The following is a 13,258-nucleotide window of genomic DNA, read 5'->3' on the forward strand; positions in this document are numbered from 1 at the left end:
TGGAGGGGCATTTAACACCAAGCGGGGGCGGGGTGCAATCCTGGTCGCAGGAGGAGGGGGCCTGTGACCGGGGGATGTGTCTCAGACCGGCGTGGCGCCGGCCTCCTGCTCGCTGGGGCGGGTGAGGCGCGCCGAGTCGGGCAGGTCGTCATCGTGCGGCCAGCGGGTGAGCAGGGCATCCGTGGTGCTCTCCACCCCCTCGTCGTCCCGGAACACCGGCTCCCGGTAGCAGCGGGTCATGCGCAGGGCCTGATACATGTCGGGGCAGAGGATGATGCCATCCTCGCCGACCCGGATCCCCGCCTGTTTGAACCACTGGCTCATCTGGCCGTGCCGACCGGCCATCACCATGTGGATGCCGCGCCGCTTGAGCTCCTTGTGCAGCTCTCCCACCATGCTCATCACGCTGATGTCCTGATGGGTGAAGCAGGCCACCGCATCCACCACCAGGCACCTGGGATTGTGGGGATCCTGCACCAGCAGCGCCAGCACCCGCCGCTTGAAGTAGGGGGCGTTGAAGTAGGTGAGCGGGGAGTTGAAGCGGTAGACCAGGATGCCAGGAATCGCCTTGGCCTGCTCGTTATCCCCCAGGGTGCGCACCACGCCCTCGTCGTCCATGCCGAGCAGCTGGTCGGTGGGACGCATCACGTTGCGCAGGAACTGGAACAGCCCTAGCAGCACCGCGAGGGTGATGCCCGGAATGACCCCCATGGTGAGCACGCTGACAAAGGTCACCAGGGCGAGCCAGAAGGCGGCGCGGTCCGATTCGCGCAGGGCCCAGAGGCCGCGAAAATCCGTGAGCGACAGGGAGGCCATCACCAGCACCACGCCGAGGGCGGCGGTGGGAATGTATTGCAGCGGCGCCGTCAGGTAGAAGGTGACCAGGGCGATGACGGCGGCGGCGATGATGGAGACCAGCTGGCTTTTGCCGCCGTTGGCGTCGTTGACCGCGGTGCGCGAATCCGCCCCGCTGATGGCAAAGCCCTGAGAGGCCGCCGCCGCCAGGTTCGCCATGCCCAGCGCCCTAAACTCCTTGTCCGCATCAATCTCGTAGCCGTTCTTGGCGGCAAAGCTGCGGGCGGTGAGCATCATGGAGACGAAGCTCACCATGGCGAGGTTGAGGGCGGGCAGCACCAGCTCACGGATAAGCCCGGGGGGAAAGTCCGGCATCTGGAAGGCGGGCAGCCCCGAGCCGATGGTCCCCAGGGTGGCGATGTCGACGCGGCCGAGATTGAACAGCCACACCAGGGCCGCCGTCACCACCATGGCCACCATGGAGGAGGGCCAGGCCGGTCTGTAGCGCTTGGCCAGCAGCAGGGTGAGCAGAGCGGTCAGGCTCATGGCCAGGGTGGGCAGATGGGTCTGGGTAATGTAGCTGGTGCCGTTCAGGATCCGCTCTATCAGGTAGCGCTCGCTGAAGGTGAAACCGAAGATCTTGGAGAGCTGGCCCACCATGATGGTGATGGCCACCCCGTTGAGCAGCCCCATCAGGATGGGGCGGGAGAGAAAGTCTGCCAGCACCCCCAGTTTGAAGCGGCTGGCGATGAGGCACCAGAAGCCGGTCATGGCGGTCATGGTCATCACCAGTTGCCAGTGACGGGTGGGATCCCCGGCGGCGAGCGGCGTTACCACGGCGGCGATCACCGCGCAGGTGGCGGCATCCGGACCGACGATGAGCTGACGGGAGGTGCCAAAGAGGGCGTACACCACCATGGGCAGGATGCAGGAGTAGAGGCCGACGATGGCGCCTACCCCGGCGAGCTCCGAATAGGCGATGGCCACGGGCAGGGCCACGGCCGCGACCGAGAGGCCAGCGCGAAGATCCGGCATCAGCCAGGCCCGCTGGTATTGCAGCAAGGCGGCGAGCCCCGGCAGCCAGCGCTCGAGAGAGAAGAAGTCGCGCATTATTTAACCCATTGAGTTACAAACATCTTTTTCTTAGTGTGCCCAAGGTTGTCGGCCCTTTGCAATCCGCTCATGGCCAGTTCACCACAAGGTCAGGCCAGATGCGTTGCCACCCCTTGGCCCTGACCCGTTCGCTAAAGATACGGCTCTCCTGGCGACAGCGCGGATTGGGGCTCACCACCAGGGACCAGTTGGGGGCAAAGCCGTAGGGGGCCAGCCACTCGAACGCATCATCTGCCAGCAGGCGGACCCCGATGCAGGTGGGTATCTCCACCCAGTGGCTGAGGGCCGAGAGCGAGCTGGCAAAAGGAGGCACCTGCTGGCGCAGATGCATGCGGGCCTGGTTGCGCACCTCCCACAACTGGCCCGGCATCCTGGCGGCGAGCCAGGCTTCGTGATCGGCCTCCTTCAATCCAGTCGGATCAGCGCTGTCCAGATAGATAAGATCAATGTCGTTGAGCGGGGTGGGCTCGGCCTTGTCATGGAGGTGATCCCAGATGAGGTTGCGCACAAACCCCGCCCCCAGGGCCCAGTCGGGCAGGGCAAGCTCCCGCGCAGCCCGGAGGCAATCCATGCGCGGGTGATCAGCCCGCAGCAGGGCCTCGGTGCAGGCCCGCAGGTGCGCCTCCCGCAGCGCCCCGGCTTCAACCTGCATTGCGGCGCAACCAGACGTCGATGTAGCTGCAGCTCGGCACTATGGTGAGCCCCTCAGAGAGGGTCCAGTCGTAGAAGCTGCGGGCCAGCTTGTCGGCAATCCCCTGTCCGCGCAGCTCGGGGGGAACCTGGGTGCTGTAGGCGTCCACTGTGGTGGCGTCCAGCCGGCGATAGGCAAGGCGGGAGAGCTTGTCGTCCACGGTGCAGACAAACTGCTGCTGATCGGCCTGGTGAAGGATGTCGCTCATCGGGAGTCCTCTCTGGGTGAATGGGAAGATCAGAACATGGCGGACAGGGTTTGCCAACGCCATTCTTTGCGCCCATGGCGGGCTCGCTTACACTGGCCGGCCTGCGAATGGTCGCAAGGCAAGGTATAGAACATTGAGAGAGGATGGATCCGTCATGGCCTTCGCCACCCTGGACGATCTGATAGGCAACACCCCGCTGCTGGCGCTGCGCCGCATCAATCCGCACCCCGGCGTCACCCTGCTGGTGAAGCTGGAGGGCAACAACCCCGCCGGCTCCGTCAAGGACAGGGCGGCGCTGAACCTCATCAGGCAGGCAGAGGCGAGTGGTCACTTAGCGCCAGGAGCCCGGCTCATCGAGGCCACCTCCGGCAATACCGGCATCGCGCTGGCCATGGTGGCGGCGTCCCGGGGTTACCGGATGCGACTCATCATGCCGAGCAACATGAGTCAGGAGCGGCGCGACGCCATGCAGGCCTACGGCGCCGAGCTGGTGCTGGTGGAAGAGGGCATGGAAGCGGCGCGAGACCTCGCCCTGGCCATGCAGGCGCGGGGGGAGGGGCTGGTGCTCGATCAGTTCAACAACCCCGCCAACCCGGATGCCCACTACCGCTCCACCGGCCCCGAGATCTGGCGCCAGAGCGGCGGGGCGGTCACTCACTTCGTCTCGGCCATGGGCACCACGGGCACCATCATGGGGGTCTCCCGCTACCTCAAGGAGCAGAACCCGGCGGTGGCGGTGATCGGCCTGCAACCGGCCGAGGGGAGCCAGATCCCCGGCATTCGCCGCTGGCCCGAGGCCTACCGGCCCGCCATCTTCGAGCCTGCGCGGGTCGATGGGGTGCTGGATGTGACACTGGAAGAGTCCCTCGTCATGATGCGCCGCCTGGCGCGGGAGGAGGGGATCTGCTGCGGTGTCAGCTCGGGTGGCGCCGTGGCCGGGGCCTTGCGGGTGGCGGCAGAGATCGGGCAGGGGGTGGTGGTGGCGATCATCTGCGATCGGGGGGATCGCTACCTCTCCACCGGGGTCTTCACCCCCGATGCCTGACGGGCAAGGGCCCGCTACTCCCAGGCCCGCTCCAGCAGGGCCAGCAACTGTTCCCTGTCCGCATCCTTGCGGTTGTAGAGCAGGGCGCCGTCGTTGATGGCGAGATCCCGGATCCCGGGCAGCAGCGTCTTGTCGGTGAGGCCCGCCTCCCGCAGGGTGCGGGGCAGCTTGACCGTCTGCCACAGGGTATCGCGCAGTGCCTGCAACGCCTCGATGGTGGCCTGGGGTCTCCCCTCGGCCGGGGTCGCGGCAAAGCGCTCCGGCCCCACCAGGGGCAGCAGCAGGCGGGCGAGCTCGGGGTCGATGCCGGGCCGGTTGTAGTCGAGCACGGTGGGCAGGAAGAGGTTCATGCAGAGGCCATGGGGCAGGTGGCAGCGCGCCCCCAGACTGTGGCCGAGGGCGTGCACCAGCCCCACCATGGAGTTGGAAAACGCCATGCCCGCCAGGGTGGAGCCCTCTGCCAGTTGCAGCCGCAGGCCCTTGTCCGTCGGGTGGGCCAGCACCCTGGGCAGGGCGGTGGCAATCTTCTCCACCGCCATCAGGGCCAGGGCGTCACTGACCGGGTTCTTGCCGTTGCCGATGAAGGCCTCGATGGCGTGGGTCATGGCATCCATGGCGGTGGCGGCGGTGATGGGCAGAGGCAGCCCCAGGGTGAAGCGGGGATCCAGCACCGCGAGCCGGGGCAGCAGGAAGGGGGAGGTGAAGGGCACCTTGCGCCCGCTCCCTTCATCCTTGATCACCGCCACCAGCGTCACTTCGGAGCCGGTCCCCGCGGTGGTGGGGACCACCGCCAGGGGGTTGAGGGGACGGGTCAGGCAATCCGCTCCGGCATAGTCGAGCAGCCGCTCGCCCCCCAGGGTCGCCAGTATGTTCACCGCCTTGGCGGTGTCGATGACGGAGCCGCCGCCAAGGGCGAGCAGGCTGTCACAGCCCAGCTCCCGGTAGTGGCGGGCGATCCGCTCCACCACGGCGGTGGAGGAGTCCGCCGGGATCTCGTCCCAGATGGCGGCGACCGGCAAGGCCCCTTCGGCCATCACATCGGCCAGCAGGGTGGCGAGCCCGCTGCCGCTGACCCCCTTGTCGGTGAGCAGCAGCGGGCGGCCAGCCCCCAATCCCCTCAAGGCATCCGGCAACTGCTCCAGTGCCTGCTCCCCCGCCATCAGCTTGACCGGGCAGAAAAAATCGTAATAACGGCTCATCCCGTTCTCCTCGTGTTCAACCGGTCAGCAGACCCAGATAGATGTGGCAGGCCCGCGCGAGCTTGCGATGCGGGTCCGGGTAGTGGCGAAGCAGGGGCCGTGCGATGAAGGCGGGCAGGATCAGGCTCTGCAACTGCTCAAGCGCCCGCACCAGGTGCATGGCCGCGTCGAGATCCCCCTCCACCAGCAGCCGGTTTTCGCAAAAGGCCTGGTTGATGCCGAGGCGAAAACTGAGGGCGCGAAAGGCGACGGCGGGGTGCTTGAAGCGCACCCGCAGGGGGTGGGGGCCGTTATGGGCACAGGTCGAATGCGCCCTGCCAGCCTCCTCACCGCAGTGCCAGCGCCCCGCGAACTTGTAGAGACTCAGCCCCCGGGTCATGCCGTTTACCTCCAGCCTGATGGTGAGGCCGTCCGGCAGGGGGGCAAGCTCGCGGCGCACCGCCTCGTCGACCCGGGCGGCGCGGCACAGGGTGCGGCCGATGATCCAGAGCAGGCTGCCAATCCAGAGGCGTCTGCCGGTGGCAAGCAGGGCGTCAGGGCGCATGGGAACCTCCGCTGATGGCGGACCAGAAGAGGGCGAAGGCGCTCTCCTGCCAGTGGGGGTCTTCTCCCAGTTCAGGCTGATCGACAAAGAGGGAGGCGCAGGCCAGAAACTGGCCCTGGCACACCTCCAGCATCAGGGCCGGCGGGGCCAACATCAGCTTGCCGCTGGCCTGGCCCCGGGCGAGCAGGCTCGGCAGAAAATGCAGGGTCTCCGCCAGGATCTGGCTGCGCAGGGGGCGGGCCAGCAGGGGGGAGTGGAAAAAGCCCAGCACGAACCTGAGCTCACGGGGGTGAGCCTGCATCCAGCCCATGGCCTGGTGCCAGTAGTGGCGGGCCTGCGCCTGGAGCGGCAGGGCGGCATCGGCCTCGGTGATGGCGGCGCCAAGGCGCAGCTTGATGTCCTGGTAGAGGCTCTGGATCAGCACCTCCTTGCTGGGAAAGTGATGAAACAGGGTGCCATTGGCCACCCCGGCCGCCTTGGCGATGCGGGCGGTGGCGGCGCCCTGCAGGCCATCCTCCGCGCACAGGGCCAGGGCGGCATCCAGGATCTGGCGGCGTTTGTCGGTCATGGTCTCTCGCATCTCGCCTCCTAGCGCAGGAACAGGGCCATCATCAGCCGCTGGTACCAGCGCCGATAGGGGGGATGAATGAGGGAGCCTGTGCTGAAGCGTCCGCGGCGCAGCACGGTTTTCGCCTTGGAGAAGGTGAGAAACCCCTCGCGGCCGTGATAGTGGCCCATGCCGGAGGGACCGATGCCGCCGAAGGGGGCATCGTCCGCAGCCACCTGGAACAGACTCTCGTTGATGGCCATGCCCCCGGCGTGGGTCTCCCGGATGAGGCGGCGCTGCAGCGTCTCGTCCAGGCTCATCAGATAGAGCGCCAGGGGGCGGGGCCGGGCCGCCACATAGGCCAGGGCCTCCTCGATGTCGTCATAGGGCACCAGGGGCAGCAGGGGGCCGAAGATCTCCTGCTGCATCACCTGGCAGTGGCCGGGCACCTCGGTCAGCAGGTGGGGCACCAGCTTGCGGGTGGCGTCATCCCGGGCGGGCGTGACGCAGGGGTGGAGCTGGGCGCCGGCCTGCCTCGCCTCCTCCAGCCAGGCGGTGAGCCGCTCGTACTGGGGGGCGTTGATGATGGCGCCATAATCCGGGCTCTCGAGCCCTTTGGGGTAGAGGCGGCGAAAATGGGCCTGATAGGCCTCGATGAAGGCCTGCTCCTGCCCCCTCGGCAGCAGCACGTAGTCGGGGGCCACGCAGATCTGGCCGGCATTGAGGCTCTTGCCGAAGATCATCCGCTCCACCGCCAGGGCCAGGGGCATGTCGGGGGCGATGAGACAGGGGCTCTTGCCGCCGAGCTCCAGGGTGAGGGGGGTGAGCTGGGGGGCGGCGGCGGCCATCACCAGCCGACCCACCGCCGTGGAGCCGGTGAAGATGAGATGGTCGAAGGGGAGGACGCTGAAAGCGGCCGCGATCCCCGCATCCCCCTCGATGACCACCACCTCGTCACCGCCGAGGGCCTCATCGAGCAGGGTGCGCAGCACGGCGTTGGTGTGAGGGGTGAACTCGGAGAGCTTGATCATGGCGCGGTTGCCGGCGGCGAGGGCGCCGATGAAGGGCCCGAGGCTCAGCATCACCGGGAAATTCCAGGGCACCATGATGCCGACCACGCCGAGGGGCTGATAGTGCACCTCGACCCTGGCGGGTGCCAGCAGCAGGCCGGAATGACGGCGCTCCGGTTTCATCCACCCCTTGAGCCGTTTCAGGGTGTAGTTGATCTGCATGACGCAGGGGAGCACATCGGCGATCAGGCTGTCGTAATCGCTGCGCTGGCCGTAGTCCCGGGCCAGGGCCTGACACAGTGCCTGCTTGTGGCGCAGCAACCCCTGCTTGAGGGCGTCAAGTCTGGCGCGGCGGGACGCCAGATCCGGCATGGGGGTGGCCTGGCTGGCCTGCCTGAGCCGATGCAGTTGCTCGGGGAGGGAGAACTTGTCCGGTGAGGCGGGGGTGACGGTGGTGTCCATGGCATGCTCCGCACGAAAAGTGACCGACTGATTAGTCGGTCCAAATCTAGCGATTCGTTGCCGACTTGTAAACCGGGCAGGGGCAGAGGGTGGCTGCCAGTGGGCGGCGTTGTCCGGAACTGTGTCCGGGCTCCCATTTTTGAGGCATCCGGATTGGTCTTATATCCAATAAGGGGTAATTGTGGGTCACCAACTCGGAGGGAGAACCGCACATGACCAGGGAATTGCATAGCCTGCTGGCCCGGCTGGATGACGTGATCGCGCGCATGCCGGACAGTTTCAATACCTATGAGTTTGCCCAGAAGCTGGCGCTGCAACATCAGCAGGAGTATTTCGCCGCAGGCCACTCCCTGGCGGGCCAGGAGAAGAACCTGCTGCGCCTGCTCCACGAGAAGATTGCCCTGGCGCTGGCGAGCCATGAGGGCGTCATCGAGGGGGCCCTGCTGCCCTGCATGACCCCCTGGGGAGAGCGCGCCACCTCGCCCCGCTGGCACCGCAAGCACTGACCCGGCAACAACATGAAAAGGCCCCTCGGGGCCTTTTCATGTTGGGGGTCGCACCTACTGGACCAGCCTGCGGGCCTGCCAGTAGCGGCTGTTCCAGTAGACGTTGTCGAGGCGCGAGCGGATCACGCCCTTGCTGGTGGAGGCGTGGATGAACTCACCTGCCCCGGTGTAGACCCCGACGTGGTACTGCTGCCAGCCGGTCTTGAAGAAGACCAGGTCCCCGTGCTGGAGACGGTATCTGTCCACCGGGCGGCCGAGGCTCGCCTGGGATTCCGTGGTGCGGGGCAGGGTGAAGCCCAGCACCTGGCTGTAGGCGAGCTGGGTGAAGGCGGAGCAGTCGAGACCGGCGCGGCTGGTACCGCCCATGCGATAGGGCACGCCGCGCCACTGCTGATAGAAGTTGTCGAATGCGCCGCTCTGGCGCACGGGAGGGGGAGGCTCCGGCGTGCTGGAGCAGGCGGCGAGAAGCAGGGCCAGCAGGGGCAGCAGCAAGGTGCGAAACATCTCAACTCCTTGATAGGGCACGGGGTTCATCATAGACGATGATCCTGCCTGGAACCTGAATGACAACGGCATTGACGAGTGGCCGCCTGTGGGGCAGCCACTGGATCACCCCGCCGGTTTGGGGGTAATGAGCGGCGTCAGCAGCTCGGCAATCTTGTAGAAGGTCTGTACCCGCGTGGTGCTGGGGCGCCACACCAGGCCTATCTCCCGATAGGGTTTCTCACCGGGCAGGGGAATGGCCACCAGGTCCGTGTTGTCGAGGATGCCCGCATCTATGGCCATCTGGGGCAGGAAGGTGGTGCCAAGACCGGCCCCCACCATCTGCACCAGGGTGTGCAGGCTGGTGGCGGCGAACGGGTTGATCTTGCTCTTGTCCCGCAGCCGGCAGGCGCTCACAGCGTGCTCCGTCAGGCAGTGCTCCCGCTCCAGCAGGAAGATGCTCTGGTTGGGCAGCTCCTTGTAGTCGAACGGCATGTGCAGGCCCGCCGCCATGTGGGAGGGCATCACCATGTGGAAGGGATCCTGGCCGACGGTCTTGCTGTGGAAGCCGCCGATCTCCACCGGCAGTGCCAGGATCAGCAGATCGAGCTGCCCCTGCTCCAGCTGCTTGAGCAGATTGGTGGTGGTGTCTTCCCGCAGCAGCAGTTCCAGATCCGGATAGGCCTTGCCGCACACCTGCAGCAGCTTGCTCAGCAGGAAGGGGGCGATGGTGGGGATGCAGCCCAGGCGCACCGTGCCGTGCATGACGCCCCCCTGCTGCTGCCCCAGCTCCATCAGATCCCGGGCATCGGAGAGCAGGTTGCGCGCCCGCGCCACGATTTCCATGCCGACCGGCGTCATGATGAAGCTCTTGTGATCCCGCTCCACCAGTTGCAGGTTCATCATGTCCTCCAGGGTCTGGATCCCGGTACTCAGGGTCGACTGGCTGACATGGCAGGCCTTGGCGGCGCGGTTGAAATTCTTGTGCTCGTCCAGAGCGACCAGATACTGGAGCTGCTTCAGGCTGGGCCAACGTTGCATAGGAGAAACCCGATCGATGCTATCTATCTGATTTGATTAATCTACCATCGAGAAGCCCCGTTGTCGCCGACAAATCGGTGCCCCCTGGCAGGCGCACTGCCTCACGCACATGGGGTGGCCTGCTCCGATGGGCTGGCCACCCCTCATTGGTCAGGAGCTTATCCCCTTGTGCCGCGCCATTGAAGGGGCGCCGCCATGGGATGTGACGGGGATCGGCCTTCGGGCGGGGCGCCCTGCGCGCAGGAGCGGCCATAAAAAAACGCGCCGGTGGGCGCGTTTTTGCAGAAGGGGAGCGGACTATTCGTCGAAGATACCGAAGTGATCCTTGGCGAAGTTGACCCGCTGCTCCACGTTCATCTTGACCTGACCCAGCTTCTCGATGGTCTTGAGGTTGGGCACCAGGCCGCGACCGTTGGCGATCTGGATGGCAAGGCCCGGACGGGCGTTGAGCTCCAGCAGCATGGGGCCGCGGAACTTGTCCAGCACCATGTCGGTCCCGATATAGCCAAGACCGGACATCTCGTAGCAGGAGGCCGCCAGGTTGAGCAGGGTGTCCCAGTGGGGCACCTTCAGATCGTAGAGATCCAGGCCGGTGTCCGGGTGGTGGCGCAGCGGGTTGCCAAACTGCACCGCCCGCAGGGCGCGGCCGGTGCGCAGGCACAGGCCCACCCCCACGGCGCCCTGGTGCAGGTTCGCTTTGCCGTCGGAAGCCGAGGTGGAGAGGCGCATCATGGCCATCACCGGGAACCCCTTGAAGATGATCACCCGGGCATCGGGGACCCCTTCGAAGGAGTAGCCGTCGAACACGTCGTCGAAGTTGATGAGCCCTTCCACCAGCGCCACGTCGGGCTTGCCGCCGAGGGAATAGAGCCCCGCCAGGATGTTGGAGACATGGCGCTCCAGATCCTGGCCGTTGGCGGCGCTGCCGTTGGGCTTGTAGAAGAGGCCATCCTCCTGGCGCAGGATCACCAGGATCCCCTTGCCGCCGGAGCCGCGGGCCGGCTTGATGCAGAAGCCCGGCCAGTCCTTCACCAGCGCGGTGATGCGAGTCACGTCGTGCTGCTCGCGGATGGTGCCGATGAGTTCAGGCACCGTCACCCCCGCATCCAGCGCGATGCGCTTGGTCTTGAGCTTGTCATCCACCAGCGGATAGAGGCGGCGCGGGTTGTAGCGGCTGATGTAGGAGTGGTTGCGCTTGTTCATGCCGAGGATGCCTGCCTGGGACAGGCTCCACGGACTGGTGTATTTCTGCCAGAACCACATCTGTTACTTGTCCTTACCCGGGGTGGCACCAGACTTCATCTCGTCCACCAGCGGCTTGAAGCGCTTGAGCTCGCTCAGCTTGTAGCCGGTGTAGTTACCCATCAACAGCACGGTCGCCATCAGCACCAGCTGCAGGCCGAGGAAGTTGAAGGTGAGGTGACGAATGAGCTCGTTGTCCATGGCCAGGTAGGCGATGACCGCCACCAGCAGGGAGCCGCCGCCCTGGCGGAACACCTCTTTGGGACCCTCTTCTTCCCACAGGATGGACATGCGCTCGATGGTCCAGGAGAGGATGATCATCGGGAAGAAGGTGATCTTCATGCCGTCGGTCAGCCCCAGCTTGAAGGCGAACGCAGAGAAGATGCCGATCATCGAGATCACCATGATGATGATCGCCGATATTCGGGCGACCAGCAGCAGGTTCAGCCTCGAGAGGTAGGAGCGGATCACCAGGCCGGTGCCGACGATCAGCAGGAAGCCGATGAGGCCGGTGACCAGCGAGGTCTGGATGAAGGCGACCGCGATCAGCACCGGCATGAAGGTGCCGGAGGTCTTGATCCCCACGATGACCCGCAGGAACACCACCATCAGCACGCCGATGGGGATGAGCAGCAGACCCTTGAACAGGGCTTGCTCTTCCAGGGGCAGGCTGTGGATGGAGAAGTTCATCATCTCGGATTTTTCGAACTTCTGGGCCAGGGCCACGTTGACCGGTTGCTCCTGCTCGATCATCGAGAAGGTAACGCGGGAGTTGTGACCGCCGGTGACGTCCAGGAGGGCGCCGGAGTTGTACTCCCACAGCAGCAGGTTGGCCGGTTGACCCTGTTCACCGCTTTGCGGGTTGAACAGCTTGTAGTCGGTCGGGCTGTTGAAGACCTGCAGGTAATCCACCAGCTCCTGACGGCGACGGCCATCTTCCAGGCTGAGGGCGTGAACCACCCGGGCCGGGACGTCCGCGTTGTTGAGCAGCTCGGCGATCAGATTGGCGCGGCTCTTGTGGGACTTGAGCAGCTCGGCGTTCTGTTCCTGCTTCTCGATCTCCTTGATGATCTCGCGGGTCAGGGTGTACCCGTCGGCGGAGCGCTCCTGGGCGCGCTCCAGGATCTGCTTCATGGCCGTGGCGTAGGGCTCGCTCTCGATCTGCTTCTCGATGGCGGGCGGCTGCGGGTTGGCGGCGGGCTTGGCATGGGCATCGGCCATCATGTCGACCCGGTAGTAGAGCTCCTGACGGCCGGAGGCGGTGCGGATGGACCACTCGGCGCGGGCATCCCCGTCTTTTTCCACGAACGACAGGCCATAGCCCGGGCTCGCGGCGTTCTCGTTCATCAGGGTGAAGCCGGGCTGGGTGCCCGGAATGGCCAGGGAGGCGATGACCGGCTCGCCGGTGGCCTCGAATTCGAGCTTGGCTTCGATGGACCAGATCTGGCGCTTTTCACCCGGCGTGAGCGGGACGTCCAGCGCGATGTGATGATAGAAGGTCATCCCCAGGCCGACGATGTAGAGCAGGGCGACCAGCAGATAGAACGGCTTACGGGAAACCATGGATTATTTCACATCCTTGAGCTTGGGTTTGGGTTGGATATATTCGCGGGCCACGTCGACCACGGCGATGTCTTTGAGGAATTCACGGCCCAGCAGCACGGGGAAGGTCATGTCGCTGCGGTCCTTCAGGGTAAATTCGGCCTTCTCGGTCATGTCGCCGATGCGCACGGCAAGGCGGACCACGGGGCGACGGTCGAGATCGTCGGCGGAAGCCTGACGGACCCGCACGTGACGCACCAGGGGCGCTTCAATCTGGATCTTGTCGTCCATCTCCTGGTGGCTCAGGAAGAAGCGCACCCAGTTCTTGCCGTTGCGCTCGAAGATGGTGATCTCCTGGGCGCTGATGGAGGAGGTGGTGGCGCCGGTGTCGACCCGGGCCTGGAAGGCGTCGTTGGCGGCGTCAACCCAGATCCACTCCGCTTCACCCACCAGCAGCTTGCCATCGACGGTGTGGCCCTGGCTCGGCGCCGGGCACTTCTCGGTGGGAATGGGCATGGCCTTGGGCGGCTCGGGAGGCAGGGTAGCCAGCTTGCTGTCGACTTTCTTCACGGACTCTTTCATGTTGGTGACATCGGTGTTGAGCTGAACCAGCAGGTGCTGTTGCTGCACATACTGCTTCTGTTGCTGTTCCATGGATGTTTGCAGACGTTGCTCGCTCAACGAGATCTCGTTGCGCAGCTCGGCCAGCGTCAGGGTCGGGGCCGGGGGGGCTTTTTCCATACTGACACACCCGCCGAGACTGAGCAGGGAGAGCAGGGTCATTCCTTTTAATTTGCTTTTCATGTCATTCATTTAACTGTGCTTCCTGG

Annotated in this window: 14 protein-coding genes; 2 read left to right on the forward strand and 12 right to left on the reverse strand. The window is 65.5% G+C overall.

Annotation, left to right across the window (positions count from 1 at the left end; translation table 11 throughout):
• Positions 1–81: 81 nt before the first annotated feature.
• The 3 genes from PG887_RS12600 to PG887_RS12610 form a co-directional block, all read right to left on the reverse strand.
• Positions 82–1,905: a SulP family inorganic anion transporter gene (locus tag PG887_RS12600; protein WP_182976443.1), complete on the reverse strand. Its 1,824-nt coding sequence runs from the start codon at positions 1,903–1,905 to the stop codon at positions 82–84.
• A 70-nt stretch (positions 1,906–1,975) separates the two neighbouring features.
• On the reverse strand, positions 1,976–2,560 hold the full coding sequence (locus tag PG887_RS12605) for a nucleotidyltransferase family protein (RefSeq protein ID WP_270821860.1): 585 nt from the start codon (positions 2,558–2,560) through the stop codon (positions 1,976–1,978).
• Complete coding sequence (locus PG887_RS12610) at positions 2,550–2,807, reverse strand: GNAT family N-acetyltransferase (protein WP_270821861.1); 258 nt, start codon at positions 2,805–2,807, stop codon at positions 2,550–2,552. The genes PG887_RS12605 and PG887_RS12610 overlap by 11 nt, the downstream gene beginning before the upstream one ends.
• A 154-nt stretch (positions 2,808–2,961) precedes the next feature.
• On the opposite strand from PG887_RS12610, the gene cysM reads away from it, so the two are divergent.
• Positions 2,962–3,852, forward strand: a complete 891-nt coding sequence (cysM, locus tag PG887_RS12615) for a cysteine synthase CysM (protein WP_128273275.1) — start codon at positions 2,962–2,964, stop codon at positions 3,850–3,852.
• Between the two features lie 14 nt (positions 3,853–3,866).
• Here cysM and PG887_RS12620 read toward each other — a convergent pair whose 3' ends face one another.
• Genes PG887_RS12620 through PG887_RS12635 form a run of 4 tightly spaced genes read right to left on the reverse strand, consistent with a single transcriptional unit; the run spans position 3,867 to position 7,614 of the window.
• The gene (locus PG887_RS12620; protein WP_270821862.1) at positions 3,867–5,051 is read right to left on the reverse strand and encodes an iron-containing alcohol dehydrogenase; all 1,185 of its coding nucleotides are present in this window, start codon (positions 5,049–5,051) and stop codon (positions 3,867–3,869) included.
• 16 nt (positions 5,052–5,067) lie between these two features.
• A complete protein-coding gene (locus PG887_RS12625; protein WP_113977966.1) occupies positions 5,068–5,595 on the reverse strand; it encodes a hypothetical protein in 528 nt (175 codons plus the stop codon).
• On the reverse strand, positions 5,585–6,175 hold the full coding sequence (locus PG887_RS12630; RefSeq protein ID WP_270821863.1) for a TetR/AcrR family transcriptional regulator: 591 nt from the start codon (positions 6,173–6,175) through the stop codon (positions 5,585–5,587). Before PG887_RS12630 ends, PG887_RS12625 begins: the two co-directional genes overlap by 11 nt.
• A gap of 8 nt (positions 6,176–6,183) precedes the next feature.
• The gene (locus PG887_RS12635) at positions 6,184–7,614 is read right to left on the reverse strand and encodes a coniferyl aldehyde dehydrogenase (protein WP_270821865.1); all 1,431 of its coding nucleotides are present in this window, start codon (positions 7,612–7,614) and stop codon (positions 6,184–6,186) included.
• Positions 7,615–7,826: 212 nt separating this feature from the next.
• On the opposite strand from PG887_RS12635, the gene PG887_RS12640 reads away from it, so the two are divergent.
• Positions 7,827–8,120 carry a hypothetical protein gene (locus tag PG887_RS12640; RefSeq protein ID WP_010674084.1) on the forward strand — a complete coding sequence of 98 codons (294 nt, stop codon included), beginning with the start codon at positions 7,827–7,829 and terminating at the stop codon, positions 8,118–8,120.
• 54 nt (positions 8,121–8,174) lie between these two features.
• Here the strand turns inward: PG887_RS12640 and PG887_RS12645 are convergent, their stop codons facing one another.
• The 5 genes from PG887_RS12645 to PG887_RS12665 form a co-directional block, all read right to left on the reverse strand.
• The gene (locus PG887_RS12645; RefSeq protein WP_029314241.1) at positions 8,175–8,624 is read right to left on the reverse strand and encodes a C40 family peptidase; all 450 of its coding nucleotides are present in this window, start codon (positions 8,622–8,624) and stop codon (positions 8,175–8,177) included.
• Positions 8,625–8,729: 105 nt separating this feature from the next.
• Complete coding sequence (locus PG887_RS12650; protein ID WP_010674086.1) at positions 8,730–9,644, reverse strand: hydrogen peroxide-inducible genes activator; 915 nt, start codon at positions 9,642–9,644, stop codon at positions 8,730–8,732.
• Positions 9,645–9,941: 297 nt separating this feature from the next.
• Complete coding sequence (locus tag PG887_RS12655) at positions 9,942–10,907, reverse strand: alpha-L-glutamate ligase-like protein (RefSeq protein WP_010674087.1); 966 nt, start codon at positions 10,905–10,907, stop codon at positions 9,942–9,944.
• 3 nt (positions 10,908–10,910) lie between these two features.
• Entirely contained in the window at positions 10,911–12,449 is a 1,539-nt protein-coding gene (locus tag PG887_RS12660; RefSeq protein WP_010674088.1) for an inactive transglutaminase family protein, read from the reverse strand.
• A 3-nt stretch (positions 12,450–12,452) separates the two neighbouring features.
• Positions 12,453–13,241: an ATP-dependent zinc protease family protein gene (locus PG887_RS12665; protein ID WP_039039848.1), complete on the reverse strand. Its 789-nt coding sequence runs from the start codon at positions 13,239–13,241 to the stop codon at positions 12,453–12,455.
• Positions 13,242–13,258: the final 17 nt, after the last annotated feature.

The organism is Aeromonas sp. QDB14 (genome assembly GCF_027707845.1).
GTDB lineage: Bacteria > Pseudomonadota > Gammaproteobacteria > Enterobacterales > Aeromonadaceae > Aeromonas > Aeromonas caviae.